This is a genomic window from Paraburkholderia eburnea (genome assembly GCF_002917095.1).
In the GTDB taxonomy this organism is placed as follows: domain Bacteria; phylum Pseudomonadota; class Gammaproteobacteria; order Burkholderiales; family Burkholderiaceae; genus Paraburkholderia; species Paraburkholderia eburnea.
This window is the reverse complement of sequence record NZ_PQGA01000004.1, coordinates 72,737-97,081: the sequence shown is the minus strand read 5'-3', so window position 1 is coordinate 97,081 and position 24,345 is coordinate 72,737. Positions and strand designations below refer to the sequence as shown.

Annotated in this window: 33 protein-coding genes and 2 pseudogenes; 4 read left to right on the top strand and 31 right to left on the bottom strand. The window is 62.0% G+C overall.

All coding sequences use genetic code 11. The features are described from left to right. Window positions 1-58: 58 nt before the first annotated feature. The gene (locus tag B0G62_RS11070; RefSeq protein WP_103704232.1) at window positions 59-1,456 is read right to left on the bottom strand and encodes a dihydrolipoyl dehydrogenase family protein; all 1,398 of its coding nucleotides are present in this window, start codon (window positions 1,454-1,456) and stop codon (window positions 59-61) included. A gap of 252 nt (window positions 1,457-1,708) precedes the next feature. Between B0G62_RS11070 and B0G62_RS11065 the strand changes: the two genes are divergently transcribed. Then, window positions 1,709-2,656, top strand: a complete 948-nt coding sequence (locus B0G62_RS11065; RefSeq protein ID WP_103704231.1) for a helix-turn-helix domain-containing protein — start codon at window positions 1,709-1,711, stop codon at window positions 2,654-2,656. Between the two features lie 67 nt (window positions 2,657-2,723). Here the strand turns inward: B0G62_RS11065 and B0G62_RS11060 are convergent, their stop codons facing one another. The 6 genes and pseudogenes from B0G62_RS11060 to B0G62_RS32115 form a co-directional block, all read right to left on the bottom strand. Beyond that, window positions 2,724-3,206, bottom strand: coding sequence for a DoxX family protein (locus tag B0G62_RS11060; RefSeq protein WP_103704230.1), 483 nt, complete (start codon window positions 3,204-3,206; stop codon window positions 2,724-2,726). Between the two features lie 10 nt (window positions 3,207-3,216). Further along, window positions 3,217-4,104, bottom strand: a complete 888-nt coding sequence (locus B0G62_RS11055; RefSeq protein WP_103704229.1) for an HvfC/BufC N-terminal domain-containing protein — start codon at window positions 4,102-4,104, stop codon at window positions 3,217-3,219. Then, entirely contained in the window at window positions 4,104-5,087 is a 984-nt protein-coding gene (locus B0G62_RS11050; protein WP_103704228.1) for a hypothetical protein, read from the bottom strand. The genes B0G62_RS11055 and B0G62_RS11050 overlap by 1 nt, the downstream gene beginning before the upstream one ends. Window positions 5,088-5,117: 30 nt before the next feature. Next, window positions 5,118-6,038, bottom strand: a complete 921-nt coding sequence (gene bufB, locus B0G62_RS11045; protein WP_103704227.1) for an MNIO family bufferin maturase — start codon at window positions 6,036-6,038, stop codon at window positions 5,118-5,120. A 70-nt stretch (window positions 6,039-6,108) separates the two neighbouring features. Further along, window positions 6,109-6,441: a BufA1 family periplasmic bufferin-type metallophore gene (locus B0G62_RS11040; RefSeq protein ID WP_103704226.1), complete on the bottom strand. Its 333-nt coding sequence runs from the start codon at window positions 6,439-6,441 to the stop codon at window positions 6,109-6,111. 264 nt (window positions 6,442-6,705) lie between these two features. Next, a pseudogene (locus B0G62_RS32115) lies at window positions 6,706-6,951 on the bottom strand (transposase); the annotation flags it as partial. A gap of 217 nt (window positions 6,952-7,168) precedes the next feature. Here B0G62_RS32115 and B0G62_RS32110 point away from each other — a divergent pair. Then, window positions 7,169-7,603 carry a thiamine pyrophosphate-dependent enzyme gene (locus tag B0G62_RS32110; protein ID WP_244193201.1) on the top strand — a complete coding sequence of 145 codons (435 nt, stop codon included), beginning with the start codon at window positions 7,169-7,171 and terminating at the stop codon, window positions 7,601-7,603. A gap of 185 nt (window positions 7,604-7,788) precedes the next feature. Here the strand turns inward: B0G62_RS32110 and B0G62_RS11025 are convergent, their stop codons facing one another. Next, complete coding sequence (locus tag B0G62_RS11025) at window positions 7,789-8,625, bottom strand: MBL fold metallo-hydrolase (protein WP_167401226.1); 837 nt, start codon at window positions 8,623-8,625, stop codon at window positions 7,789-7,791. A gap of 118 nt (window positions 8,626-8,743) precedes the next feature. On the opposite strand from B0G62_RS11025, the pseudogene B0G62_RS32680 reads away from it, so the two are divergent. Both B0G62_RS32680 and B0G62_RS11020 read left to right on the top strand, forming a co-directional pair. Continuing rightward, window positions 8,744-8,926: pseudogene (locus B0G62_RS32680) on the top strand (helix-turn-helix domain-containing protein); the annotation flags it as partial. Window positions 8,927-8,938: 12 nt separating this feature from the next. Next, window positions 8,939-9,640, top strand: a complete 702-nt coding sequence (locus tag B0G62_RS11020; protein ID WP_244193184.1) for a substrate binding domain-containing protein — start codon at window positions 8,939-8,941, stop codon at window positions 9,638-9,640. Window positions 9,641-9,850: 210 nt separating this feature from the next. Here B0G62_RS11020 and B0G62_RS11010 read toward each other — a convergent pair whose 3' ends face one another. The 23 genes from B0G62_RS11010 to B0G62_RS10900 all read right to left on the bottom strand — a co-directional run bounded on the left by B0G62_RS11010 (window position 9,851) and on the right by B0G62_RS10900 (window position 24,344). Continuing rightward, window positions 9,851-10,486, bottom strand: a complete 636-nt coding sequence (locus B0G62_RS11010) for a LysE family translocator (protein ID WP_103704222.1) — start codon at window positions 10,484-10,486, stop codon at window positions 9,851-9,853. Window positions 10,487-10,814: 328 nt separating this feature from the next. After that, window positions 10,815-11,939: a tyrosine-type recombinase/integrase gene (locus B0G62_RS11005; protein WP_103704221.1), complete on the bottom strand. Its 1,125-nt coding sequence runs from the start codon at window positions 11,937-11,939 to the stop codon at window positions 10,815-10,817. Beyond that, window positions 11,929-12,138 (bottom strand): excisionase, encoded by a 210-nt coding sequence (locus tag B0G62_RS11000; protein WP_103704220.1) that lies wholly within the window; start codon window positions 12,136-12,138, stop codon window positions 11,929-11,931. The genes B0G62_RS11005 and B0G62_RS11000 overlap by 11 nt, the downstream gene beginning before the upstream one ends. Window positions 12,139-12,169: 31 nt before the next feature. Continuing rightward, window positions 12,170-12,505 (bottom strand): DUF4031 domain-containing protein, encoded by a 336-nt coding sequence (locus B0G62_RS10995; protein WP_103704219.1) that lies wholly within the window; start codon window positions 12,503-12,505, stop codon window positions 12,170-12,172. After that, window positions 12,502-13,011 (bottom strand): hypothetical protein, encoded by a 510-nt coding sequence (locus tag B0G62_RS10990; protein ID WP_208624220.1) that lies wholly within the window; start codon window positions 13,009-13,011, stop codon window positions 12,502-12,504. The genes B0G62_RS10995 and B0G62_RS10990 overlap by 4 nt, the downstream gene beginning before the upstream one ends. 113 nt (window positions 13,012-13,124) lie before the next feature. Continuing rightward, entirely contained in the window at window positions 13,125-13,550 is a 426-nt protein-coding gene (locus B0G62_RS10985; protein ID WP_103704217.1) for an ASCH domain-containing protein, read from the bottom strand. Next, window positions 13,547-13,864, bottom strand: a complete 318-nt coding sequence (locus B0G62_RS10980; RefSeq protein ID WP_103704216.1) for a hypothetical protein — start codon at window positions 13,862-13,864, stop codon at window positions 13,547-13,549. Before B0G62_RS10980 ends, B0G62_RS10985 begins: the two co-directional genes overlap by 4 nt. After that, window positions 13,854-15,374 (bottom strand): hypothetical protein, encoded by a 1,521-nt coding sequence (locus B0G62_RS10975; protein ID WP_146055251.1) that lies wholly within the window; start codon window positions 15,372-15,374, stop codon window positions 13,854-13,856. Before B0G62_RS10975 ends, B0G62_RS10980 begins: the two co-directional genes overlap by 11 nt. A gap of 23 nt (window positions 15,375-15,397) precedes the next feature. After that, window positions 15,398-16,756 carry an RNA-directed DNA polymerase gene (locus B0G62_RS10970; protein WP_482811928.1) on the bottom strand — a complete coding sequence of 453 codons (1,359 nt, stop codon included), beginning with the start codon at window positions 16,754-16,756 and terminating at the stop codon, window positions 15,398-15,400. Continuing rightward, window positions 16,731-17,108, bottom strand: coding sequence for a four helix bundle protein (locus B0G62_RS10965; protein WP_103704213.1), 378 nt, complete (start codon window positions 17,106-17,108; stop codon window positions 16,731-16,733). Before B0G62_RS10965 ends, B0G62_RS10970 begins: the two co-directional genes overlap by 26 nt. A 14-nt stretch (window positions 17,109-17,122) precedes the next feature. After that, complete coding sequence (locus B0G62_RS10960) at window positions 17,123-17,584, bottom strand: Lcl C-terminal domain-containing protein (RefSeq protein ID WP_103704212.1); 462 nt, start codon at window positions 17,582-17,584, stop codon at window positions 17,123-17,125. After that, window positions 17,581-17,976 carry a DUF1566 domain-containing protein gene (locus B0G62_RS10955; protein WP_244193183.1) on the bottom strand — a complete coding sequence of 132 codons (396 nt, stop codon included), beginning with the start codon at window positions 17,974-17,976 and terminating at the stop codon, window positions 17,581-17,583. Before B0G62_RS10955 ends, B0G62_RS10960 begins: the two co-directional genes overlap by 4 nt. 22 nt (window positions 17,977-17,998) lie before the next feature. Then, window positions 17,999-18,364 (bottom strand): Lcl C-terminal domain-containing protein, encoded by a 366-nt coding sequence (locus B0G62_RS10950; protein WP_103704211.1) that lies wholly within the window; start codon window positions 18,362-18,364, stop codon window positions 17,999-18,001. 56 nt (window positions 18,365-18,420) lie between these two features. After that, a complete protein-coding gene (locus tag B0G62_RS10945; protein ID WP_103704210.1) occupies window positions 18,421-18,621 on the bottom strand; it encodes a hypothetical protein in 201 nt (66 codons plus the stop codon). Next, window positions 18,618-19,151 carry a hypothetical protein gene (locus B0G62_RS10940; RefSeq protein WP_103704209.1) on the bottom strand — a complete coding sequence of 178 codons (534 nt, stop codon included), beginning with the start codon at window positions 19,149-19,151 and terminating at the stop codon, window positions 18,618-18,620. The genes B0G62_RS10945 and B0G62_RS10940 overlap by 4 nt, the downstream gene beginning before the upstream one ends. 63 nt (window positions 19,152-19,214) lie before the next feature. Continuing rightward, a complete protein-coding gene (locus tag B0G62_RS10935) occupies window positions 19,215-19,640 on the bottom strand; it encodes a hypothetical protein (protein WP_103704208.1) in 426 nt (141 codons plus the stop codon). Between the two features lie 50 nt (window positions 19,641-19,690). Then, window positions 19,691-19,876: a hypothetical protein gene (locus B0G62_RS10930; protein ID WP_103704207.1), complete on the bottom strand. Its 186-nt coding sequence runs from the start codon at window positions 19,874-19,876 to the stop codon at window positions 19,691-19,693. Then, window positions 19,873-21,621, bottom strand: a complete 1,749-nt coding sequence (locus tag B0G62_RS10925) for a ParB/RepB/Spo0J family partition protein (protein WP_167401225.1) — start codon at window positions 21,619-21,621, stop codon at window positions 19,873-19,875. The genes B0G62_RS10930 and B0G62_RS10925 overlap by 4 nt, the downstream gene beginning before the upstream one ends. A 49-nt stretch (window positions 21,622-21,670) precedes the next feature. Beyond that, on the bottom strand, window positions 21,671-22,105 hold the full coding sequence (locus tag B0G62_RS10920; protein ID WP_103704205.1) for a hypothetical protein: 435 nt from the start codon (window positions 22,103-22,105) through the stop codon (window positions 21,671-21,673). Window positions 22,106-22,154: 49 nt separating this feature from the next. Next, window positions 22,155-22,508, bottom strand: a complete 354-nt coding sequence (locus B0G62_RS10915; protein ID WP_103704204.1) for a hypothetical protein — start codon at window positions 22,506-22,508, stop codon at window positions 22,155-22,157. Between the two features lie 89 nt (window positions 22,509-22,597). Continuing rightward, a complete protein-coding gene (locus B0G62_RS10910) occupies window positions 22,598-23,221 on the bottom strand; it encodes a hypothetical protein (protein ID WP_103704203.1) in 624 nt (207 codons plus the stop codon). Beyond that, on the bottom strand, window positions 23,218-24,069 hold the full coding sequence (locus B0G62_RS10905) for a hypothetical protein (RefSeq protein ID WP_244193182.1): 852 nt from the start codon (window positions 24,067-24,069) through the stop codon (window positions 23,218-23,220). The genes B0G62_RS10910 and B0G62_RS10905 overlap by 4 nt, the downstream gene beginning before the upstream one ends. Then, window positions 24,069-24,344: a hypothetical protein gene (locus B0G62_RS10900; protein WP_103704202.1), complete on the bottom strand. Its 276-nt coding sequence runs from the start codon at window positions 24,342-24,344 to the stop codon at window positions 24,069-24,071. Before B0G62_RS10900 ends, B0G62_RS10905 begins: the two co-directional genes overlap by 1 nt. Window position 24,345 lies beyond the last annotated feature (1 nt).

Below are 24,345 nucleotides of genomic sequence, written 5' to 3'. Positions count from 1 at the left end.
ATCCACGAGATCGCATGGTCGGAAAGCGCCTGCATCACGCGGGAGCTGGCCGCACGCGCTACGTGCGCATCATCCATCCGCCCGCGGCCATGGCCGCCTGACGCACCGACTCCGACCAGGTGGGATACGGATGGCAGATGCGCGCAAAGTCTTCGCAGATCATGGAGGCCTCCACGGCAATGGCCACCTGGGAAATCAGTTCGGCGGCCCGCGGGCCGATCAGATGAGCGCCTGCGATGAGATGGGTGCGAGCGTCGACGATCAGTTTCACGGACCCGGTTTGAGTGCCGTGAATCGTCGCGCGCGCGCTGACGGCAAGCGGGCAGTAACCGATCCTGTACGGTACGCCTGTTGCACGCAGTTCGTCCTCGGTTTTTCCGATCATGGCGACTTCGGGGCTCGTGTAGAGGACGTTCGGAATCGTCGCGTAGTTGACGAAGCCTGGCAGGCCAGCGATCTGCTCCGCGCAGGCGATGGCTTCCTCTTCGGCCTTGGACATGAGCATCGGGCCGTCCGTCGCGTCGCCGACTACCCAGATTCCGTCCGCGCAGGGGGACGGACGAAAGGGGAGTTCGCCGTCCACCCCGGCGCGCAGGCCGGCGCTCGCGAGATTCAGGCCGACCGTTGCCGGACGACGCCCGATCGCAACGAGGACCTGTTCGGCATCGAGCGTGGCGATCTCCCCGGTTGGCGCGTTGCAGACGTGAATCGACACGCCGCCAGTCCGTGTATCGATACCGACGACATCGGCCGATAGCCGGATGCCGATCCCCTGGCGCCTGAGCGCGCGCTGCAGGGCGGTCGCGATGTCACGATCGAGCCAGTGGCAGATGCGATCGCGACGCTCCAGCAACGTGACGCGCGCCCCGAGGCGGCGCCATAGTGAGGCGAGTTCGACACCGGTGGCCCCAGCGCCGACAATCGCCAGATGACGCGGAACCCGGTCGAGCGCCAGGGCATCGGCGGAATGAAGAATCGAATGATGGTTGAAGGCGGCAAACGGCAGGGGAATGGGTTCGGAGCCTGTGGCAATGACGACGGCTCTGCCCGACATGATGCGCGAAAGACCGTCAGGTCCGGTCAAGGCCACTTTTCCCGAACCGGCAAGCCTCGCGGTCCCAGGAATGACCTTGACGCGATGGCGGCCGAGCAATTGCGTGGCATGGCGCACCATGTTTTCCACGGTTTTCGTCTTGTAACGCATCATCTGCGACAGATCGAGCGTCGGCACGCAGCGGATGCCCAGCGTGGCATGTTTTGCCTTCGCGGCGATTTCGTACATCTCGGAAGCGTGCAGCAAGAGGCGCGAAGGGATGCATCCGGTTCGAATGCCGGCCCCGCCGATGGCCTGCGCGCGTTCGATGCAGGCAACGGAAAGACCGAGCTGGCTCGCCCGAACGGCGGTGTTGTAGCCCGCCGCGCCGCACCCAATGACGATGATGTCGTAGTGATCCATTCGAGTAGATGAATCAGCGAGTGTGCCGAAATTATCAGAGCCCCTGTGCGACGGATTGAAGGGTCATGCGTTTTTTTGCCGATACTTGATTGGCAGACCAAAATTTTTCTGGTTGCCCAGGTGCGTCGATCGGTGTGCGATGTGCCTATGCATTCGTTCCGCGTTATCCGTCATTCTTTCGTGATAGGCTTTTTGAGCGACGCTTGTGCGCTGCTCACAACGCAGGTGATGTTCTTTCAGAAGGAGTCGTCAATGGAGCGGACACACCTTAACGGCTCCGACCCCTCGCGGCAGGTCTCGATCGACGACATCGTGCACGTGCTGTCGCATCGCGCGACGGCGACGACACGCGGACGCGAATGGACGGGCGTGACCGTCGATATGTACGCCGCACTCCCGAACGTGTCGGAGCGCTATCCCGCGCTCGATCATCATCTGATCTGTTTTTGCCCTTACGGGAGTGCCCGGCTCGTTCAGGGGCGCGATGGCAAGATTCATGAGAGCCTTGTTTCGGCGGGGACTTCGATGCTCATGCCGGCAGGCTGCGACTCGCTCTGGGAAGGGAGTGCGTCGGCGACGGCTCGCTTGCGCATTCCCACCGCGCTCATCGAGTCCGCTGCCGGACAGATCGGGTGGCGTAGCACCTCGCAGGTCGAAATCCGCAATGTGTTCGAAACGCGTGACACGGTCATCGCACATATCGCATCTATCCTCATGGCCGAGCTCAAACGTCAGCCGCATCCCGCGCAGACGTTGATCGTCGATCAGGTTTCGAACGCGCTCGCGGCGCATCTGCTTCGCAATTTCAACGCGTTCGATCCACTCGTGCCGCGTGAATTGACGGCACTGAGCAAAGTCGAACTGGCTCGCCTGACCGGGTTCATCGAAGAGAATCTCGACCGTCCCATTGGACTGGCGGAACTCGCCGCCATCGTGAATGTGAGCCGGTTCCATTTCAGCCGCCTGTTCAAACGCAGCACCGGTACGACGGCAATCAGCTTCGTCGAGCAATCGCGGATTCGCCGCGCCCAATCGCTCATTCTCGAAACCGGCCTGCCGCTTGCCGAGATTGCGCTCGCGGTGGGCTTTGCGGATCAGAGTCACTTCACGAGGCGCTTTCACCGTCAAGTCGGCTGCACGCCCGCTGTGTTTGCGCGCGAACATGGCAGGCGTCGCACGATGAGAGTCCCGCAGGCCTGACTACGACGCACTTTCCCCCGTACTTCGCCATTGCAGCGCCTGGCCGTATTGGGAATCCTGGCGAGCGTCAGATTGGGCTTCGCATCGTCCGCCGGTAGAACCATTGACTGATCAGGCGATCGAGCGACAGCGGCCCGGGACCGAGCGCCATGATGCCCACGGCGAGCGACGCCCAGTAGAGATGGAAATTGGCCCAGCCGTCGGGAAACACCAACTGGATCACGCCTGTCATGAGCAGCAGCGCCAGTGCGGCGAACCGTGTTGCGAGCCCGAGAATGAGGAGGACGGGAAGCGCGATTTCCGCCGTGGCGACGAGCAATGCAATTGTGTCCGGCGCGGGGAAGTCATACGCCGCACCGAACACGTGCAGCTTGAACTGATTCTCGAAGAGAAACAGCGTGGCCGGTGAAATGCTCAGGAAGCCGTCCCAGCGGGTGTGGCCCGAGCGCAGGAACGGCAGGGCGAGAGCGATGCGCAGCAGCGGCGGCGCAACGACTCCGGCAATGCTCTGGATTTGCTCGATGGTCGAGCGGATCAGGAACTGGCTCATGCACGCCTCTTCATGGCATTGGGGCCGTTTCTTCGCTTGCGTTCCACCCGACGATCGCATCGATGGCGAGCAGATCGCAAAAGGCGCACGCGAGGTCGAAAGCGGACTCTTCGGCGATGGCGCGAGCAGTCGCCTCGACGACCGACACGCCGGTCTGGAGGCCGAATATGAAAGCTGCGGCTCCGGCAGTAACGGTGCGCACTTCCACTTCGGCGGCAGGGCGTATGACGACGGCATTCTCGCCGCCGCGCCGGATGTCCACGGCAGCGGGAACACCCCCGTCGATATTCATCGACCATATCTCGACAATCGGCCAGGTGGACCGCACGATGCGTAGCGAAGGATGCAGCACCAAACGGACCTCGGGAAGACGCGCGGAGTCGATCGCACCCAATTGCGCCGGTTCGACCGGGCTGGCTTCGGCGGCGTGGTACGCCTCGCTCCATGCGCGTTCGAGCCGGGCGACGTCGGACAGATAAGGCACGCTCCGAGCTGGCCCGAACGTTGCGATGAAGTCCGGGAACGTCGCGCCGTAGGCCAGCATGACCGGCGTTGACGGTGGCCTGAAGGCCACATACGCGCGCGCCATCGCCGTGAAGAATTCGTCGCCGACGAGGCGGCACACGGCAGGGAAAGCGGCTCTGAGCGCCTCGATCAGGCCTACGACGACGTTGTTCCGGTAAACACCGAATCGCCTCGCACTGGGCAATGTGTCGGGGCCAACTACACCATCGGGGACCGGCAGGGTGGGGTCCAGCAATGCAGCCGCGAAACTTCCTTGACGCGCGTGCAGAGACGGCTCGTCCCGCTCGGTGCAGTGGTCTGCGTTGCGCGCCTGTCCGGGACGCGACCGATGCAGCCATCGCGCGGGCGAGGGGGCCGGCTTTGGGCGTTGCATCACGCTGACTGCCGGACCGGGCGCTGGGCGACATTGGTCCAGAGCTGTCGAAGACTGTCAACACCGCCGGCGGTCGAGCTCCAGAGGGTGGTGTCGCTCACGTATAGCGTGCCAGCGAACACGTCCTCGCGCGACTGCAGCAGTGCGTCGAATGTCGAACGCTCGCGCGTGAAGGGATGGGGCGGAGCGTTGAGATCGATTCGCTGCCGCGCGAGCACGTCGAGCCGGGTGGCCGCTTCGCCGTGGCGATCGAGTTGCGGCAGATGCGCGTGCAGATTGAAGTGGGGGACGTTCTCAAGCAGATTCAGCCGGTCGAGCGCCTGCTCGGCTTCGATGGGTGACGGCGATCCGTCCGCTTCGCGAGCCGGTCGCAGTCCGAAGCGATTTTCCACGGGCAGACCGAGGCCCGCAAGCAGCGAGCGTGCAAAGCCGCCAAAGCGTTGGCGCGGGGGAATCGTCTTGTCGCCGTGGTGCTCAAACTCTACAAGCTGACGTTGCACGGCTTCGTCCGTGCTCGTATCGTCAGTGTCGCCAATATCGTGATGCGGACAAACGAAAGCCAGATGGTCCTTGTTAGCGAGGAACGCGCGGACCGCCTCGATCTCGTTGCCGGTCGCCCTCTGGGCCGTGCGAATCGAGTCAAAGCTGATGACGATCAGCGTGTCGACGCCGTTGAGCGTGTTCGCATCGAGTGGCGTAAGCGTGCCATCGTCAGCCACGCGCTCGATCTCGATCGCACGCTGGCCTGTCAGTGTTGTCGCCAGATCGATGAACGCCGTGAAGTTGGGCTTCATTATGTGGTCGAGGAAGCCCGCGATACCCTGGTCGAACTCGTGCGGGTCCTTGAACTCGTGAAAGCGGGGAAACCCCATTCTGCGGCTCTCGAAGAGCGCGGGAAACCGGTCTTCGATCACATGGAGCGGCGCACCAGACTCGCCCGGCCGACTCCACGCGTAGTAAACCAGCACTTGTCGCTTAACCATGATGTCCGTATCTCTCGTCTGTGCTACGGGTTACCGCGGCATGACCGCGAACTGCGGCTCGTGGGTCAATCGCCCGGCGCTTGCCGGCTGTGTGGCGGCAAGCATGATGCGCTCGGCGCGTGCGGCTTCGGCGGCGAGCGTCGGCCAGTCGGGGATGTGGGCGTCCCATTCGACCAGGACGGGCAGCGGCCCCGTTCTGCGGACTGCCTGTGCGAAGAGATCCCATACGGCGTCCTGAACGTGGCGGTCGTGCGTATCGATCAGCAACGGCCGGCCGTTTTCGTCGGCCTCCCGCGCGTGGCCGGCGAGATGAATCTCCTGCACGGCGGCGAGCGGGTACGCTGCCAGATACGCAAGCGGATCCCATTGCTGGTTCGTCGACGCGACGTAGACGTTGTTGACGTCGAGCAGCAGGCCGCATCCGGTTCGCTGCACGATGGCCGCGATGAAGTCCGTCTCCGAAAACGTGCTCTCCTTGAAGGCGACATACGTCGATGGGTTCTCGAGCAGCAATTGCCGGTCAAGCCGTTCCTGCACCTGGTCGATGTGATCGACGATACACGCGAGGTTGTGCTTCGTGTACGGCAACGGCAGCAGGTCGTTGAAAAAGCCGCAATCGTGACTGGACCAGGCGAGATGTTCGGAAAACAGCTCTGGCGAGTAACGCTCCATCAGCGTTTTGAGCCGCCGGAGATGGTCGGGATCGAGCGGGCGGTCGGCGCCGATCGACAGGCCGACGCCATGAACCGACAGTCCATATGACTCGCGTATCGCAGACAGATAGCGGTGCGGCGGCCCGCCCGCGCCCATATAGTTTTCGGCATGAACCTCGAAGAAGCCGATATCGGGCTGCGTTTCGAGTATCGTCCGACAATGTTCGGCCTTGAGGCCGACCCCGGCGCGTGCGGGCAGGCGTTTCCGGACGGGGAAGGACGATGACGACGTGGACATGGGCGGTCTCAGTCTCGATCGGCTGGCGGGCCGGAACTGCCGGCTGGATTGGCCCGGCCTGTCCAGTAGCTTAGACCTTCGGCGAAAGGCTGCCCGGGCCCTTTGGCGTGGAAATGCCCGTGCAGGTGCCCTTCGGCACGAGGCGGAACGAATTGCCCTGATAGTCTACGGTGCTCGTCCCGGCGCATGTCGTGCCTGCGCCCGCGTAGCAGTCGTTTTGTCCCTTCAGCGCCGTTCCGAAGCACGGTTCGACCTTGCCGGACTTGACGAGCGCGGTGTGCTCGGCCTGAATTTTCTTCTGCGCGTCGGTGAATTCCTGGGCGCTAGCGGGCGTGGCCGCAATGGCAGCGAGCGCCGTCGCGAGTGCACCGGCAACCAGGGTGGTCATCTTGTGGTCGGCCATACATTTCTCCGGGTTGAGAGAGCCGCGCTCTTCGGGAGACCGCGATGGAAACGCTCGCCCTGATGCGAGCGTGGAAACGGTGAGGACCACCCGGCGTCGTCGTACGCATGATGATTCGTCACCGTGCTAGAAGGTTACGGAATCAACGGCGCGCAAGATTGCACGGTATTGTGCGATTTGGTCTGAGATTGCGCTGCGCAGTTCGGTTGTTAGCGGCGTAACGGCGATCGCAGCCTGGCCTATGTCCGCTCGTACGGCCGTTTTTCAATTGCACCACTGCGGTGAATTTTCAAACCGGCAGAGGGGGGTGGTTGGGTAAGGGAAGCAGTTAACCTGAAAGTTTTTGCGTGGACGCATGTTCATTTCCATCGCAATCGCGTCGAGCCGGCGCTGCGAGAGCACCGGGAGATCGGTGCGCTTAAGCATGTACTGGCGCAGCAGACCGCTGGTGTTTTCGCAGATACTCCACTGCCACGGACTGTGTGGATCACAGAAGTAGATTCGGATTCCGATCGGAGAAACTGTCGACGACCGTGTGGAGGACATCGGTGAAAGCCGCCACGTTCTATTGGGTGGCGAGAGAGGTGAGCTTGATCTCTGGCAGGTCATTCAGCATCTGCAAGATACGCTGCCGGCAGATGCGATTGTGACAAACGGCGCCCGCGACTTCACGGTGTGGGCGCATCGATTCTGGAAATATGGTGTCCTCAGAACGCAGTTGGCGCCTATGTCGGACCCGATGGGGTATGGATTACCGGCCGCAGTCGCTGCAAAGATTGCGGATCGTGATCGAACGGTCGTCGCACTCGCGGGCGATGGCGACTTCCTGATGAATGGGCAGGAACTCGCCGCAGCGCTCGCCCAGAGGCTTGGCATCGTTGTGATCGTGTTCGAACGTCATGTACGGCACCATCCGGATGTATCAGGAACGTTGTTATCCCGGTCGTGTCTCGGGTACGTAGCTGGAAAACCCCGATTTCGCAGCGCTGGCACGTGCGTATGGCGCCGCTGGAATCTAAGTTCAGACCAATCATCAGTTTGTCGAAGCGCTTGCACAGGCCGTCCGCCTCGCCAACGAAGAGTCACGCCCGACGCTGATCCATTTGCGGACAAGCCGGGAATTGCTCTCTCCTGCCACGACCGTGACGATGCTTCACAATAGCCAGAGCTAACGGCGTCGGCCATGGGTATCCGGGGGCGAGGGCTGCTCGCTCCGGACCGTCGCCCGGCCAGCGATAACGTGCCACAAAGGCTATCGTCATGTTGCCGTTGGCGGGTGGGAAGAGTGCAGGGAGGTCAGCGGGAAACGCGAGATATCTCGTGATCCCCCCAGAAAGGTGGCTGGACTTAGCGTGCCGACGCGACTTCGGCAGCGAGTTCCTTTGCGACGCCATCGATATTCATCTCAACGAGCATCTGAAGCGGATAGTTCGGGTATCGCTGGAGGACCTTTGCGGCAATGGCGCTCTTTTCTTCAGGCGTGGGCCGTGTGAGGTCGGCGACCCCATTGCGTACGTAATTGCGAAAGTTCGTCAGGTACTCAGCCTGCTGTGCGAGAGCGTCCAGTTCGGCGGCCTCGCCGTGACCTGCGAATACTGCCGTTGCGGTGGTGTAACGGCTACGGACGATTTCAATCTGGTTTAGCCACTGTTTTGTGCGGCCTTCCGCGAGCCACGGGTGCACGCGGTGATACAGAAGATCCGAGGCGATCAACTGATTGCTTTGCGGTAGATGGATAACGGTGATATCGGCTGACTCCCCCTCGCCGAGGTCGTCGATGCGCAGCTCGACGTCATCCACGAAGACGGCCTGTCCGGGCACCACCACGGTATTCGGCAGCACAGTCTGGCGAGGATAGTCTTCGCCATAGACCGGTGTCCATGCAGCGCGCTTGTCCGCTTCCGTCGCACGAATGACATCAATCGTGGCCTGGGTGGCATAGATCGGCAGTCCCGGCCATTCACGTTCAATCTCCGCCGTACCGTTGAAGTGATCGGGATGAGGATGGGTAATAACGATCGCCAGGAGCGGTTTGCCGTGAGCCCTGATTGTGTCACGCAGTTGCTGCGCGGAGGAGGTCAGGAACTGGGTGTCGACGAGCACGAGACCGCGCGTGGTTTCGATAACAAACGAGTTGACGTAAAAGGCTGACTCCACAGAGCTGAAAACGTGAACATGCGACATGCTCGTTCCTTCAATCGGGGTGGGGAAGATTGTCGTCTGATTGTCGAATCCTCTCGAGAGAATGAGAAGGCGTATAACATGCATATAATTCATACGACTATCGTATGAGTGAGAGTCTATGAAGGAAGCTTCACTGCACCAGTTGAGAACGTTTCTACGAGTCGTCGAGCGAGGGAGTCTTTCAGCGGCTGCAAGAGACCTCGGCACAACCCAGCCAACGGTATCCCGGCAACTCCAGGAGTTGGAGGTTGCCTATGGCAACGTGCTCGTCATCCGGACAACGCGGTCCCTTCGTATGACGGATGCGGGGAGAATGGTTTACGAGCAGGCTCAGCTCATGGTGCGCTCGGAGGATATTCTGCGGGAGCGATTGAGGGGCGATAGCGCTGAGGTTGAGGGGAGAATCCGCATTGCTGCGCCATCAGGGTTTGGCGCTTTCGTGATCGCGCCGTTCTGCGGGTGCTTTGTCGAGCGATATCCGAAAGCAACTTTGGAGTTGTGCCTGACTGACAGTGAGAGCGATCTGATCAGCGAGGGGCTCGACGTCGCAATCCGTATTGGTCAGTTGGCGGATTCATCGCTGTTCGCAAGACGCGTCGCTACGCTGGAAGAAGTCGTGGTGAGTCATCCACGGTATTTGAAGCAACCGGTCGCGCGGCCTGCAGATTTGCAGGCGTTGCCGTGGGTGGCGTTCTCGGGATCTCTGGGCCGGGACGATGTCGAGTTTGAACGTCGTGGCTGCAAACGGAAGATCCGGGTGATGCCCCGTCTGAAGATTGACCAGATTATTGGACACCGCGAGGCGCTTCTCTCCGGTGCTGGCGTGGGGCTGATTCATCGATACGCTGTCGATCGGGACATCCGTGATGGACGGCTCGTCCGGTTTCTTCCCGACTGGGGGTTGCCCGAGTGGCCAGTGCACCTGGTGTTTCCTGCCAGGGCGCAGACTCATCGCCTGCGTGTGTGGTGTGAGGAGCTTCAGCAGACGCTGCAAGGAATTCCTGGCGTGTCCTGACGCGAGGGTGGAACCTGACACCGAACCGCCAGCGTCGCGGTATTGATGGCTTCGGCCGTCATCGGCCCGCTGCCGAACTGCTCCAGCCGTTCAGCGGGAATGGCTGGCAGTTCTACCGGCGGGGTCTTCGGCTTGCGAGGCATAGGTTCTCCTGGAAAGAATCATCTGCCTTGAACACGAAATTAATGACCGGTCCGGCCCCTTCGTCTTTTACTGACGCATGAGCGCCATCATCGCGCCGAAGCCGACGAACACGCCGCCCGTCACGCGATTGAACACTTTCGCTACGCGCTCGCTCTTGAGCGTCGCGCCGATGCGCGTGCCAAAGCTCGCGTAGACCAGATACCAGCTCACCTCGCAGACCGCGAAAGTCGCGACCAGCACGCCGAATTGCGGCAGTGTGGGGCGGCTCGCGTCGATGAACTGCGGCAGCAGCGCGGCGGCGAACAGAATCGCTTTCGGGTTGCTGCTCGCCACCAGGAAGCCGTTGCGGAACAGCGTGGCGGCCGGGCGCGCGGGACGGGCGGCGAGCGCTTCGGCGTCGGCGCTGACGTTGGCCTCGACGGGCGCGCTCCACGCCTTGATGCCGAGATACACGAGGTATCCCGCGCCGACAAAGCGTAGCACGTTGAACATCGTCGGCCAGGCTTGCAGGAACACGCCCAGGCCAGCGGCGGAGACGGCCAGCATCAGCACGAGCGCGGACAGGCAGCCGCCCATGGTCGCGCTGGTGCGGCGCAGGCCGTACTGCGCGCCGTGCGACATGATGAGCAGCATATTGGGACCGGGAATGGCGCAGACGACGAAGACAGTGGCGAGGAACAGCCACCAGGTATGGAGGGTCATTGCAACGGCCTGGCAGGATGGAAAAAAGGAACCCGGATTATGCCAGCGCGCGGGGCGCCAGGGCGGCGGGGATCGAGGCGTGGCGCGGCCGGGCGCCAGGCAACGTGCGGCGCAAAAAAGAAAAAAGCCCGCTTGGAGGCGGGCTTGAACCACGTCTAAGGAGACATGGAGGAGACGAATTCAGTATAGGTAAGTCTTTGATGCATCGCAATAAATCTGCGAATGTTGAATCGTTAACCATTGTCAGATTACGGGTTTGACCGCAAAGCCCGGCCAGACGGGCCTTGGCGGGTGCTATCCAAAATTTATCCAATATTCATCCAAAATTTTAGCCGGCCTCAATGCGCACCTCTTTCCACTCACGGCCGCGTGCGTCACGGTAGAGGGCGGTCATCTGGCCGCTCTTGTGCCCCAATAGCGCTTGCGCGAATTCAGCGCCATATTGAGTGCCATATAGCCGAGCGGCCAACGACCGAATCTCGTGAAAGGTCGGCGGCGTTTTACCTTCGTCGATCACAATCTTCGCGTGCTGGCGGCAGGTCGTGAACATACGGGCGACGGCGTCCGCGCTAGGGGCTCGCCCCGCCTTCTTCCGGCCCCGTGTATGTGCGTAATGGATAACGTGCTTCGAGGCGATGTTGTCGCGGCATTCCCGGATCACGTCGTCGATCGTGAGGCCGACCGCCCGAAGTCCGATTGAGGTCGGGATCTTCAGCTTCGTATTCCCCTGGCTCTTTGTCTGCTCGACCCACAGGTACCCGTCCTTTATGTGAGGAAACTGCATGCGGCGGATGTCTTCGCGGCGCTGACCTGTGAGAAGGGCCAGCATGAACGCGCGCGCCGCCCAAACTGTGGTCGGCTGCTTGCGTGCTTGCTCGACAATCGCGAGAAAATCATCGAGCGTAAGACGTTGACGCGTCACCTTATGGGTCGGCTTGCGAATCGCATCGACGGGGTTGGCGCCTGCTTTAAGCAGACCTTCTGCGATCGCTTCATTGAACACGTTGTGAAGCCAGCTCCGGAGCCTGCCGGCGCGTCCGTCGCTGACGGTTTGCGCGATGCTCTTGACCCATAGGTTAATCTCGGCAGGCTGAATGTCCTGGATCATTTTCTTTGCGAACGGCGCAGCGGCAATCGTCTTGAGTGCGCTCTTCATGTTGGAAAGAGTGCCGCTAGCGACGTCACGTTTTTCGTAGAGCTCCGAGTAATCCTTGCACCACGAAACAAGCGTCACCTCGGTCTGCGACATCCTCTCAACGAGCGAGACATCACCGTGCTGCCGCTCGAGCTCAGCATTCGCTGCGCGCGCCTGTGAAAAAGCGACCTTCTGGTCCGTACCCAGACCATAGGTCTTGCCGGTATATGGGTTCCGGAACCAGTACGTGCCCTGTGTGTTTTTATAGGTGTTGTCCGGCCAGTTTCGTCTTTCTGCGTTTCGGCGCCTAGCGGCCATTCGTGAGTCTCCGGATCTTTTCGGCAGTGGGATCGATATAGCGCGCGGAAGGCTCAACGAAATAGCGGCGACCGACCTGAATCGGTTGGGGCGAGATTTTCCCCATGGTCACCCAACTGCGCAACGTATTGCGATGGGGCGCCTCGTCACCAAACACGCGTTCGGCCCAAGTCTTGACGGGAATGAGTTCGGCTTGCATGTCGTTCTCCACAGACTTGCTTTGCGGGCGTTCAAACAACGTTGACTGCGCGGCGCCCGGCCACGTAGCTGCGTTGCCAGTCGATTGCTTCTTCCGGCGTGCCCAGCGTTCCGACGACACGCCGCCGCGCCGTCATGGCGGCAGTCTGGCGCCACGTGATCTCGACGGCGCCGAGCTGTACGGCGATTGCTCGCTTGCTGAGCGCAATGTCGTAATGGCTGCGCGCCGTACCGGGTTTCTGGTGCCAGTGCCGTGCGACGTCTATAGCGGCTGCCATTGCGTGCAGCTCGTCGTCGCTGTCTGCGATCATGTGGCACATCACCATGCGGCCATAGGAGGCCCGCATATCGTCGACGTAGACAGTCATGCCTTCAACTCCTTCTCGGCTGCGGCTAGCGCGGCATTCAGTTCGCTCATCTCGCCGTGTGAACCGCCCTTGTCGGGATGAACGGCGGATGCCCGGCGGCGGAAGGCTACTCGTACAGCCGCCAGATCGCATTCGGTCTGCGAAACACCGATCACCTCCCGCCACGGTCGTCCGGCAGCGGGCGCGGCCAGCGCCGCAAAGCCGGTGAATGCGCGATCGAGGATCTGTGCGCCGCCGTGCCGCTCGATCGCTCGCATGGCATCAAGCGTCGCCGCAACAGCCGCGAGGTTGTCCGCGACCTTCTGATATTGGTCGATCGCCATGACGCGGCGCTTGCCCTTCCTGGTCTCCCAATACACGGCGACCCCGGGATCGTCTGGAGCTTTCTGGTCGGAGCGCGGGAGACCGTCGAGGCGCGTTTTGAGGTTCGTGGAGATGACGATGTCGTCGCGCCCGATGCCGAGTCGGCTCAATTCGAGCAGCACGCGCTCGACACCGTCGAACACTGACAGATCCTGAGCCGCCGAGTTGGATCGCTTGGTGCTAAAGCGGCCACGAGCGCGGGCATAGGATTTCGTGCGGGGCCATCCTTCCGGCCACTGAAGCGGGTAGGCGGCTATCATGCTATGGCTCCGAGTTCGTACATCTGGCGCAGCTGCGTGGCGATATCCGTGGGGACGTCGAAAAAGCCAAGCATTCCCTTGCATTCGACGAACGGTATCGGCTTTGCATATGCGAGCTGGAAGCCGAACTGGCCATTCATATGCCAAGGCGATGTGCGCGAAGCCGGTTCAATGCACTCCGTCATCGTGGCGATGCCCACTATGCCACCGCGCTGGAGCTGATCGCGGGTCGGGAAGTACTCGCGATATCCGACGTGTAGCGCAGTGGCGAGTGCGTCGTCGTATTCGGCTCGCGTCATGCCTTTGCCCGCGTGGATCAGTACGCGCCCACGAAAGCGCGTCGGCCAGGTTCGATTCTCAATATCCTTGTGACCGTTGACGATTAGCCACGCCCATGGCTGGCGGATGGATAGAGCTTTCACGCTTCACCTCCGCTGCGCTCGATCTCGGCTTTGCGGGCGGCGTCGATGGCTGCATCAAATGATTCGCCGCGCAGCACGTAATCAACTTCCCATCTGCAGATGAGGTCATCGCCGCTATGGGAGGCGACAGCCTGTCGAGAGAGCCACCGGTACCGTGCTGCGTCGGCCGCCGTCTGCGCAGACGCGAGTTCGCGCGCCTCGCGCTCGGCGCGGCGGCGCTTGAAGAAGTCGCAGGGCTCGGCGATGCCGGACTTGACATGGGAGTCATCACCGCAATCGTTGAGGCAGTCGCACGGCGGCTTTTCACTGGCCATCACTGCCTCCCTTTCGAGCAGCGCGGTCGATGCGCTCGATCTCGGCGAGGATCAGTGCTGCCGCCTTTGTGAGGTCGCGGCGCGGCGTCGTGGGTTTCCAGAAGGACGCATCCCACGGCCAAACGCCCTGCGCTTGTTCGGGCCATCCGGACACATGCATGGCATATGCCGCGGCTGCATCAGCGAGCTCGAAGCATTGATATTTGTCGTCGTGCAAGGGCGTCCAACCTTCATCGCTTACCTGGCGCGCACGCTCGGCGAGCACATCGCGCGCGGCGTCGCTCATGCGCTGCTCGGTGGGATGGGCGGCGAGCAGAGCGCGGAGGTCGGCCGCAATCTTGTTGACATCAGTCCAAGGGTCGTCGCCGAACTTCTGCTTCAGATTGGCGTAGCTGTCGTGCCCGGTGAATATGGCGATGATGTTCGCCGCTTCGTTGATCGTCGTGCGCTGCGCTTCCGTCAGCACCGCCCCTGCATCAGTCGTCAAGCTGGGTGCGGTGGGGGCATACGTCTCAAGGATTCCGATGGCGCTGTCGACCATTTCCATATCGCCGACCAACTTCGCGTAGGCCGGTACGGCGCGAACATGACGCGCGAGCCCGATGAGTGCGGCTGCGACAACAGGCGCTTGCCCTGCGCTTCCCGCGACGGGGGAAGGGGTGGTGCGGGCGGACGTTAGCTTGTCGAAGTCGGTCTTTCGGATCACCACTACGTCGAAGCGCTGGTCTTTCGGCTTGCTGTCCTGCGTGACGCATACGTTGACACATGGCCCCGACAAGATTTCAACGTCGAGCGCCGCCCGCTCATCGCCCTTAGTGGCTTGCTGGGTGGCGCGGCGCGTAGCTTCTTCCCATGCGGCACACATCGACTCGTGGTATTTCGTGTGGCCGTTGGCGTTCGCCCATTCGATGCACGCTGCGTGCACGTCGGGCTGCGCTTCAGCGCCGCGCACCGAGTTTCCTTGCTGGACGGGGTTTGGCGCGATTTCACCCCCTGAACGCTGCGCGTCGATTTCAGGCGCTGCCGAAGCAGGGGCGACGGGAGCGGCGATCTGCGCTTTCAATTCCTCGATCGCGCCAATGATCGGCTCCGCGCCGCCGTCGTCGGGGTCGAGGCCCAGCGCTTCGTTGATTGTGCCCAGGTCTGCGCACGCAGCGTGGAACATGCGCGTCATCGACGCCAGTTCGCTTTCGACGGTCGGGTTATAGCGTGGCGACTTGACCATCGCACCGATCCATCGCTGAATCGATTCTTCGGTGACCGTCTCGCCTTCGCAGTGGTCCACGAGATAGCACGCCAGATTCACGGCACCAGCGGGCGCGATCGTATCCGGCGCTTGCGGTGCATCGGAAGGGATAGCGGCGTCTACTTCTTTAGCCCAGGCTCGAAGCGTGGCGATATGTGGCCCGGCAGCAGGATCGCGCGCAATGCCCATCGTTTCGAGGCGTGCCGCTTCGGCGCGGAGCCAGTCAGCAAGCCCATCCATTGGTCTCAATTTCGTCGCATCCATGGTTCAATCCTCGTGAGTGGTGGTCAGGCGGCGCGCCCGCGGAAAGTTTTCGTCAGCGCCGCATCGACAGCGCGCCCGCGCGAGCGCACGACGTTTGCGAGCTGCGCGCGATCCTGGTGGCTGGCGGTTGCCTGGCGTAGCAGGCCGAAATAGGAATTGGCGACGGGCATCAGATCGGCATCCGGCGTGGATTCGACGCGCCGCAGTGCTTCGTTGCGCGAGCGCTTGCGTGTCTCACGACGCCACGGTTTGATCACCTGCCCGACGAAATCGACACCTCTTTCGACTGGCTGCAGGATCGTCTTGCGCGGGTTGATGCGCACGCCGAGCTGCGCCGGCAGGAATTCCGTCAGGTCGGCGAGGACCGCGTTAAGCCAGTCTGCGGACTCGTGCAGGAACAGGAAGTCGTCGACGTATCGGATATAGTGCCGCGCGCCGAGCACATGCTTCGCGCGCTGATCGAGCACATTGAGCAGCACGTTCGCACCGAACTGGCTGAAGAGGTTGCCGATAGGCAGGCCAAGATGCGGGGGCTGCTCCATCAGGCGCTTGTGCGGCGGCACGCGATTCATCATCGCTGGATCGCCGCGATAGACGAAGTCGGCGCGCGGATCGTGCATCAGGACGATATCGGTCAGCCACTGCCAAAACGGCTCGGCAATCTTCGCGAATAGCAGCTCGCGCAGGATGCGCCTGTCGATGCTGATGAAGAAGTTCGCGAGATCGAGCTTCAGGTAATACGCCGGGCGCGACCAATTCTGCGTGATCGAGCGCACCTTCGCTTCAAGACGCTCGACGGCGTACAGCGTGCCGCGGCCCTTGATGCATGCGCACGAGTCGGCGATGAACGAGCGCTCGAAGCGCGGCCCGATGCGGCGGTACAGCAGGTGATGCACGACACGATCGCGGAAATCTGCCGCCCAGACTTCGCGAGGCTTCGGCCGGGTAATCACGAAGCATATCGAGCATCCCGGGGTATAGCTTCCGTCGATCAGCTCGTCGTAAAGCATGCGCAGGTTGCGTTCGAGACGCATTTCGAACGCGAGTGCACTACGGCTATTGCGCTTCGTGCGCCGGCAGGCGAGGTAGGCCTCGACCAGCTCGGCGAACGAAAACGGGTTTCTATCTGCGGACGGCGCGGGCGCGGAACTCGTTGTTCTGGTTGTTGTAGTTCTGGTTACCGTTGTTGAAATTCTGATACCAGGCCCAGCCGGAAATATCGTGCTATCTACGTCGCCCGGCCGATTGGTCAGCTGGGAAACTGCGCCGGACCGGAGCGCCTGCTGGCGGACGGTATCCGTAGTGCGCATGGCGGTGGCCTCGTGAGCCAGCGGCACGACCAGATTGAAAGATCGCTCAGCCATGAAAGCCTTGACCTCCATGGAGCGGGCGATTACCTGCGGACTTCTTCCACCCATTGGCCTGCTTGCCGATGCTGGTCGTCAATTCGACAACGCGACCATACGCTTTCCCATGAATCTTTCGCGTATTCATGCCGTGTCGGATCAGCGAATTGATCGTATTGAGGCGCGCAATCATCTTCACAAGGTGCGGGGTCTTGTCCTGCGCGACATTGGCGAGATAGACGCAATCGATAATATCGACGCAGCAGGTGATGATGCGTTCACCAATCAGCCGCTTGAAGTCCCGCTGGGTATTCGCCACAACGTCCGTGACGACAGCGAGCAGGTCTTCCGCAGCTCGATAAATGGGAAGGGTGGTGTGCAGGGCCACGATGGTTTAAATGATCAAATTACTGAAGGAATGAATCTGCGGACGGCGCGGGCGCGGAACTCGTTGGTCTGGGTGCTGCAGTACTGGTAACCGTAGCAGAAATGCCGATACCAGGCCCAGCCGGAGTTTGCCTCGTGCTGCTCGCCGGACCAATACCAAGCCGATTCGAACTCGCCTTTCAGGTTGGCAAACAGGAGCGACTGCTCGCGACGAGTGGGCAAACATGCATCCCGCTCGGCGGCCCATTCACATGCAGCCTTCCAGTTGACGCCATCGGCCACGCCGGGCAGCAGGATAAGGTGATAGTCCTGCTTGCCGTCCTCGCCGAGCACGAGGCCGGCATAACGCTCCCCTGGCGCGAGCGGGATCTTCACACCCGTAACAATGTGCTCGGTGGGCATTGGCTGCGCGCGGAAGGCTGCGATCATTTCGCTGATCCGGGAATGCTCGGCCTCGATCTGTTCAAGCGTGATCATGTTGTGATGCACTCCTGATGAATGGATGAAAAATTAAATGGGCAATCTGCGGACGGCGCGGGCGCGGAACTCGCTGGTCTGGCGGGTGTAGTACTGGTTACCGAGGAGACATTCTGATACCAGGCCCAGCCGGAATTGCGGTGGTAGACCTCGTTGCTCCAGTAGATCTCTTTCTTGAACAGATCGCGGAAGTTGGCCCAAAGCATGGCCTGCTCGATGCGGTTGGGCAGATCGCCGCCGATCGATTTTGCCCATTCCATCTGCGCCTTCCAGTCGGCGTCATCGCTGTCGCCGGGCAGCAAAATCACATGGTGAAAATCGCCGTTCTTATCGCCGATGGCGCCAATGTAGATCTCGCCTTCGGCAAGCGGCGGAAGCTGAAGCTGCTGCATGGCTATACCTCAAATGAATGGATTAATTTTTAAATCTGCGGACGGCGCGGGCGCGGAACTCGTAGTCCGGGTTGGTGCAGTCCTGGTCACCGCAGCTGAAACTCTGATACCAGGCCCAGCCGGCATAGCCCGGGTCGTCGTCGGGAGTGTTCGACCAGTAGAAAGTCTTCTGGAACTGATCGCGGTGTTTCTCATAGGCGATCACGAGCTCGGCACGCGTGAGCAAATCACCGCCGATGCTTTTCGCCCAATTCATTTGCGCTTGCCACGTCGCGGCATCGTTATCGCCACGCAGCAGGACCGCATGTTCCACGTCGCCGTTTGCATCGACGAGCCCACAGAGATAGATCTCGCCTTCGGCGAGCTCGGGAATCTGGATCTGTTGCATTGCTTCTCCTTGATGATGGTTACCGCTTATGGGTCATGGTTACCTTCGGTTAAAAACTAGCGATCGTGTCGACCTCGACTGATCTGAACGCCACCGATCATCACCACCACGCGCTCGCCACGATCGCTCGATACCATGTCTGCGAAGGACTGCGCGAGCCCATGCAGTTGCTCTGGCGTCGGTTCTTTCGCGAAGAGATAGCGTCGGCTCTGTTCCATGAAAGCTTCGCGCCGGCGTTTGCGTTCGAGCATCGTCATTTCGCCGCGACACGATAGTTTTCCGGCTGCGTATCCGTGCGCGATTGCAGCTCCTCGGGCTTCAGCTTGCAGTCGAAGCCGGCGGCGCGATAGGCGTCATAGACTTCCTTGCTGACCTGGCAGCGAATGAGGATCGCGGCCTTTTGCAGATTGGTTTTCGTCGTCTCATCGGACGTCACGGTTGCCTGCCGCACGGTCTCGGCAGCAGCGACCTCGAGCTTGCAATCGAGCAGGCTGTGCGATGCACCACCGACAAGCGACACGCCCGCGATCGCGCCGCCGAACTGGACGGTCTGACCGCAATTCATCTGCGAGAAGCTCGCCGCGTATGCGCCGAGCACTGGCGCCGAGACATTCCGGATGGTCTGCGTCGTGTGTTCGGGCTCCTGGCTGAACTGGATCGTCCCTTGCGCGGTCGACGTGGCCGCAGAGTTCTGCGTGGCGCTCGCAGACGTCGACGTCTGCGCGATTGCGCCAGCGGCGTGCGCCAGTAGTAGAATCGACGCCGCGATGATGATTTTCTGTTTCACTGTCGTCACCCCCAACGGTGGTTGTACGGGCCTTCGGTACTGCAATACCGAAGGCCTTCTTGCTTAGTAGCCGTAGGAATAGGTCGCATTGACGTTCGTGTAGCCGTACGACGAGACGTCCGTGCCCACGCCCGACTTGCTGTCGCCATAGCCGCTGCCGGTCGTATAGCCGCCCGCATTGGCGTTCGACGTGCTGGTCGTATAGCCGAACGAACCCGATGCGCCCGCGCCGATGCCGCTCATGCCATAGTTCCCGACACCCGCGCCGATCGCCGTGCCGCCGATGGCATAGCCCCCGCCGCTCGAATTGCTCCACTGCGACGAATAGCCGTTGCCGTTCTGGCCGGCCTCGGCCTGCGAGCCGCCCGACGTGCTGACCGACGAACCGAAGCCGCCGCTGAACGTGGTCGAGTTCGAGTTGCCTGCGAATGCGGCCGGTGCCGCTGCGACGCTCAGTGCTGCGATGATTGCGATGCTGATACGCTTCATGAACTTCTCCGTAGGTTGGTTGCGCGGTGGTCCCGGCCGCGCCCGGTCTTTCAAACGTTTTCTTCTCCCTGATGCGTGCCGTGTGTGGGCCGCTGCGCCGCGCTGTACACGTCGCCGAACCTGCGCAGTGCGTCGAGCGAGCCGCTGATGCTCGAGTACTGCTGCGAGCCGATCACAGCGTCGAGCTGGACGGATAGTCCGGCCTCGCGCGCGAGCCGGATCAGCTCTTCATTCATGGGTGCCCCGTGTTCGGGAAAGGCCACGGTTCTTTCGACTTGGCACTGCGCTTGAGCGTGGGCTTCGCGCTGTCCGGTTGCTCGACGGGCGTGCTGACGGCCGTGCGCGGCTTTGCAGCGGTCTTCTTCACTGCCGGAGCCTTCTTGGCTGGCGCGGCCTTGGCCGGCGGCTTGGCGCTCGTCGCTGGCACCTTCGTGACCGGTACCGGCTTTTCCTTGGGCTTCGGCTTCATGTCCGACTCGACCTGCTTGCGCACAGCGGCCGGGTCGATGCCGCGCACGCGCGCCGTTGCCTCGAGCAGCTCGGGCTTACCGGTCTGGTAGGACGGAGCGACCGACTCATCGATCAGCGCGATGTCCATCACCAGCCGCGCGAGCGCGACCGGATCGTTCTTTTCGAACTCGTCGACCTTCTTTGCGAAATCGGCTTCGCTGATCGCTGTGCTGCCCCAGCCGTAGAGCTTGCTGATGCGTTTCTGGTTTTCGTTCCAGAGGCGCCGGTAGAACGTGACGGCCACGATCTTGAGATCGAAATCGTCGAGGCCTGTCTCGACGTGCTTCTCGCGGATCTGCTGAAATAGCGCGCCGCGGTACGCGTCGGCCGCCTTCTTCTTCGCGTTCTCGGCGGACTGCGCCGGATTCGATTGCGCCGTGCTACGCACCTGAATGCCCTTGTCAGCGAGAGCCTTCTTGAGGTCGGCGCGCTGCATCACGTCGACGAGCTTGCCGGCGTGTGGCTCTTCGAGCAGGGCGGCCGAGCGGACGGCTTTCGCGCCAATGACCTGCCGATAGGAGCGGCCCTTCGGGTCGCCTTCGCAGCGATCGTCGAGCTTCACCCAGCCGCCGGTCAGCGCGCTATATTGATGAGGCGAAACGGCCTTCGCTTCCTTGCCCGTGATCACCTTGCGACCATCTGCTTCCGCTGCGGCACGCGCTTGCGCCGCGCCAGCTTCCTTCTTCAGGGCGAAGCACGCCGGATCCGTGCACAGATCCTTGCTCTTCACATCACCGAAAAGATCTTCCTGATTGCCCGTGCGCTTCGGGCATGGCCCGCACGCGCCAACGCCTGGCACGAGCTCAGCGTCCGACGTCTTGAAGTCAGCCTGGTCGAGGCGCAGCATATACGTTCGCTGCACGTGCGCAGAGGCCGCGCGCGCCGACATCACGTCGCCTTGCCAGTCCGGCGTGCTGATTTCCTTCGCGGCCGCGTCCTGCAGGTCAGCGGGCATGCGCGCGACAATCAGTGCGGTTGCGGCAGTCAGCTGGCCGTCGAAGAACAGCTTGCGCACGCGATCGGTGAGGGCGCACAGTTTCAGACGTGCCGCAACGTACGAACGTGTCTGCGTGACTTCGCTAGCAATCTGGTCGAGTGGGTGTCCGCGATCGGCGAGCGCCTTGTAGCCATCGGCCTCTTCGAGCGGGTGAAGGTCACGGCGTTGGAGGTTCTCCACAATCTGGATCTGGAGTACCTCATCATCGGAAAGCGACCGCACGAGTACCGGCACATCCGCGAGGAGTGCATCGACTGCCGCGCGCAGGCGGCGCTCGCCGGCAACGAGTTCGAACAGGCCCGACTCATCCGGCCACGGCCGTACGAGCACCGGCTGCAGAATGCCGTGCTCGCGCACGCTCGCGACCAGCTCGAGGTGTTCCGATTCCGGAAAGCGCTTGCGGGGATTCGTCGGCGATTTGCGGATGCTGTCGATCGGCAGAAATTCGACAGATGCCTGTTCGTTAGATTGCACGGGGAAATCTCCTTGTCTATTCGGCTCGTTCCAGCTCATTCACGCGCGTTCAATGCACCACGCGGTTTGCAGCGATGTCGGGAGCGTTCGCGATCGCATCGAGGATCCGCGCGAGGCCAGCGTCGCTGAAGGGAACGTTGCCGATACAGGACTGGGATTGACGACTACGGAATTGCTGCATTGCCTTTCGCCACGCGGCATTCGTTTCGGGCGCGTCCAGCCAGAGCGGGATCCAGTTGCCGGCGCCATACGCGCGGTCGTAGGCAGCGAAGAGGCCGGTACGCGTGGAATTGAGCGGCTCGGACACGCACGCACGGATGTCGAAGGGCAGAGTGTGCGTGCATCCGAACGCATACTGGACATGGTCTTGCGTGCCGCCGGCGAATTCGACGCGTGCGAAAATGCCAGCGTCCTCACCGAGCGCTGCGATACAGGGGCGCGGATCGGTCGCACGCGAATCTCTGAAGATGAAGATGGTTTTCATGGCTGAGGTCTCAAAAGCCGAAGCAGGGTTAGCGGGTAGCCGGCGGCGATTACATCGGCGCGTCGTCGTCAGCCATATCGAGTTGCGCCTGGGCGCGGCGTCCTGCAGGTAAGTCCTGAAGCGCGCGGCGAAGCTCCCACGTCCCGATCGGCTGCACGCGCAGCTGGCGGACGAACATGCGCGCCGCGCCTTCATCGAGGAACGTGATGCCGTAGATCGCGCCCGGACCGAAGGCCTTCGTGAAAGGCTGCAGCGCAGGTTCGTCATCGGTCGCTTCGCAGGCCGGCACATCGACGCGTACGAACGACTGGCCGCCGACGGTCAAGTCCGAAACACGTCCAGCAATACGTTGGTGTCCGAACAATTCGACGAGAGCCCATTGCTCGAATTTCTGACCGTCCATATCTGATCCTCAAAAAATGGGGCGCTTTACGAGCCGCCCACCGAAAAGCACGCGACGCCGGGGAATTGGTCGCGCACCTGAGAGCCTGGTTAGCTGCGCAGCTCGACGAAGACGCGAAAGAGCTTCGTCTCGTGCGCGGTGAGTTCGATAAACACGCCGCCGCGCTGGACGGTCACTCCGCCGTCCGGCCAGCCGATCAAAAGCACTTCGCCGCTGGAGAGTGAGAAGTCGGGCTGGCGACCAGGCTGGGGCACGCCGGGCTGGTCGATTGGCTCAGCCGTTGGCACTGCGCGTTCTTCTGGCATCTGAGCGGGAGCCTGCTGTGCCAGTGCAGCGTTGGCCTCTGCGTGTTCGGGGAGGCAATAGATTCGACCCTGACGCAAAATCCTTCCTTCGCCGATTGCCGTGCTGATGTAGGGCGTCAGGCCGGCACCGACGGCGAGGCCGAGTGCGGCGCAGATGCGGGCGCCACCGGTCGGACCGTTCGAGCGTAGGAACTCGATAACCTGCTCGGTGCGCGTCTGGCGGCGCGCCTTCGACGCGGACTCATCCTTGCCTTGGAGGCGTCCGATCGGATTCGCCCAGGGGCTTGATGGTGCAGCCGTTTCGGGATTGGTATCGGGCGCGCTCGCGGCCTTCTTCTCGTCGACTGGATTCATCACGACGGACTCTCCGGCGACCGGCCACATATTCGGATGGGCGACGTCGCTCATGCTGGCGGCCCCATCATTGCGCTGGCGGCATGCGCTGGGAAATAGCGCGTCGCGCGCGCCACCATCGTATCGAGCTCAAGCACCGCGGCTTCGCCTTCGGCATGCGCCAGATCGTAGAGATCGGGAAGACTGGATTCGAGAGAAGTCCGTACCTGATCGCGGCTCGCGAGCCGGCCGCCGGCATACCAGAACGTCTGCTCAGCGTCGCCCATGCTGAACAGCACACCGGACTTGGTATGCATGGTCTGGAAACTGCGCGTGACCCATACGAGCGTCACACCCGGGTTGTGCTTGCTCATGATCCCCGGCGCTTCCTGCGTGTTCGCCGGCATCCCGGCGCTACGCCGCGCGGCATTAGGGCGCGTGAGGAACGGGCAGGCCTGTGCGGCGAACTTCGCGCAATCCGTGTGCGACGGTGGCTCACTAGATGTGCGGTTGACGGCCGCCAGAGGACCAATGACGAAGGCCTTGTACTGGCCGAGCTCATCGCCGCAGATCCAGCAGCGCTTGTAGTAGATGCACGCCGCGAGCTTGAGATTGTCGATCACGCGGAAGTCCGGCTTGCCGTCGATCCACTGCACGAAATACGGCAAGGGGAAGCCGCGCGAATCGATAGGCAGCGACTGCATGCGCTGCGGAAGTTCAGGAAGGCCTTGGCGGAGCGCCGTCGAGAGCATGGAAACCCCATGCGGAAGGCGCGCCGCGGCCGCGCCTCCGAAAGTGCCCGGGACATCATTCGCGGGGGCGGGAAAATGCCGTTCAAAGCGCTTGGCCGAGGCGATCGCCGCGTATGCGGCGCAGCCGAGCATGAGCGACGCGGTCGTGAGATAGCCGATCGTGTTCATCATCACTCCTCGTCGCCATCGTTGGCAGCACGACGCTTCAGGTCGACGAACGAATCGTCGAACGCGAAGCACGTCTGGGTTATGGAAGCGCGGCGCGGCGTGATGGCGTGGCCGACATGGCGCTGCGGGCGGCCGACGATCTGGGCGCGCACAGCGGCCTGGACGGCGGCGCGCACGGCTGGATTGAGCAGTGCTTCGTCCGGTGCACCTTCGACGCCGAGCGTGCGGCACGCTTGCACGAGTAGCTCGTCGGGGAGACGGGTAGGCGTCGGGCGCATG

Coding starts and splice junctions, on each gene's coding strand:
- B0G62_RS10920 (WP_103704205.1), bottom strand. CDS start 22,105: ATGAAAACCATCTTCATCTTCAGAGATTCGCGTGCGACCGATCCGCGC.
- B0G62_RS11005 (WP_103704221.1), bottom strand. CDS start 11,939: ATGGCCGCTAGGCGCCGAAACGCAGAAAGACGAAACTGGCCGGACAAC.
- B0G62_RS10945 (WP_103704210.1), bottom strand. CDS start 18,621: ATGACGATGCTCGAACGCAAACGCCGGCGCGAAGCTTTCATGGAACAG.
- B0G62_RS11070 (WP_103704232.1), bottom strand. CDS start 1,456: ATGGATCACTACGACATCATCGTCATTGGGTGCGGCGCGGCGGGCTAC.
- B0G62_RS11050 (WP_103704228.1), bottom strand. CDS start 5,087: ATGGTTAAGCGACAAGTGCTGGTTTACTACGCGTGGAGTCGGCCGGGC.
- B0G62_RS10970 (WP_482811928.1), bottom strand. CDS start 16,756: ATGGAGGTCAAGGCTTTCATGGCTGAGCGATCTTTCAATCTGGTCGTG.
- B0G62_RS10930 (WP_103704207.1), bottom strand. CDS start 19,876: ATGAATGAAGAGCTGATCCGGCTCGCGCGCGAGGCCGGACTATCCGTC.
- B0G62_RS10995 (WP_103704219.1), bottom strand. CDS start 12,505: ATGACTGTCTACGTCGACGATATGCGGGCCTCCTATGGCCGCATGGTG.
- B0G62_RS10935 (WP_103704208.1), bottom strand. CDS start 19,640: ATGAAGCGTATCAGCATCGCAATCATCGCAGCACTGAGCGTCGCAGCG.
- B0G62_RS11020 (WP_244193184.1), top strand. CDS start 8,939: ATGGTTTACGAGCAGGCTCAGCTCATGGTGCGCTCGGAGGATATTCTG.
- B0G62_RS10955 (WP_244193183.1), bottom strand. CDS start 17,976: ATGCAGCAGCTTCAGCTTCCGCCGCTTGCCGAAGGCGAGATCTACATT.
- B0G62_RS10960 (WP_103704212.1), bottom strand. CDS start 17,584: ATGATCACGCTTGAACAGATCGAGGCCGAGCATTCCCGGATCAGCGAA.
- B0G62_RS11060 (WP_103704230.1), bottom strand. CDS start 3,206: ATGAGCCAGTTCCTGATCCGCTCGACCATCGAGCAAATCCAGAGCATT.
- B0G62_RS10900 (WP_103704202.1), bottom strand. CDS start 24,344: ATGCGCCCGACGCCTACCCGTCTCCCCGACGAGCTACTCGTGCAAGCG.
- B0G62_RS11025 (WP_167401226.1), bottom strand. CDS start 8,625: ATGTCGCATGTTCACGTTTTCAGCTCTGTGGAGTCAGCCTTTTACGTC.
- B0G62_RS11065 (WP_103704231.1), top strand. CDS start 1,709: ATGGAGCGGACACACCTTAACGGCTCCGACCCCTCGCGGCAGGTCTCG.
- B0G62_RS11000 (WP_103704220.1), bottom strand. CDS start 12,138: ATGCAAGCCGAACTCATTCCCGTCAAGACTTGGGCCGAACGCGTGTTT.
- B0G62_RS11040 (WP_103704226.1), bottom strand. CDS start 6,441: ATGGCCGACCACAAGATGACCACCCTGGTTGCCGGTGCACTCGCGACG.
- B0G62_RS32110 (WP_244193201.1), top strand. CDS start 7,169: ATGTCGGACCCGATGGGGTATGGATTACCGGCCGCAGTCGCTGCAAAG.
- B0G62_RS10980 (WP_103704216.1), bottom strand. CDS start 13,864: ATGGCCAGTGAAAAGCCGCCGTGCGACTGCCTCAACGATTGCGGTGAT.
- B0G62_RS10910 (WP_103704203.1), bottom strand. CDS start 23,221: ATGAGCGACGTCGCCCATCCGAATATGTGGCCGGTCGCCGGAGAGTCC.
- B0G62_RS11055 (WP_103704229.1), bottom strand. CDS start 4,104: ATGCAACGCCCAAAGCCGGCCCCCTCGCCCGCGCGATGGCTGCATCGG.
- B0G62_RS10975 (WP_146055251.1), bottom strand. CDS start 15,374: ATGGATGCGACGAAATTGAGACCAATGGATGGGCTTGCTGACTGGCTC.
- B0G62_RS10905 (WP_244193182.1), bottom strand. CDS start 24,069: ATGATGAACACGATCGGCTATCTCACGACCGCGTCGCTCATGCTCGGC.
- B0G62_RS11010 (WP_103704222.1), bottom strand. CDS start 10,486: ATGACCCTCCATACCTGGTGGCTGTTCCTCGCCACTGTCTTCGTCGTC.
- bufB (WP_103704227.1), bottom strand. CDS start 6,038: ATGTCCACGTCGTCATCGTCCTTCCCCGTCCGGAAACGCCTGCCCGCA.
- B0G62_RS10915 (WP_103704204.1), bottom strand. CDS start 22,508: ATGGACGGTCAGAAATTCGAGCAATGGGCTCTCGTCGAATTGTTCGGA.
- B0G62_RS10950 (WP_103704211.1), bottom strand. CDS start 18,364: ATGCAACAGATCCAGATTCCCGAGCTCGCCGAAGGCGAGATCTATCTC.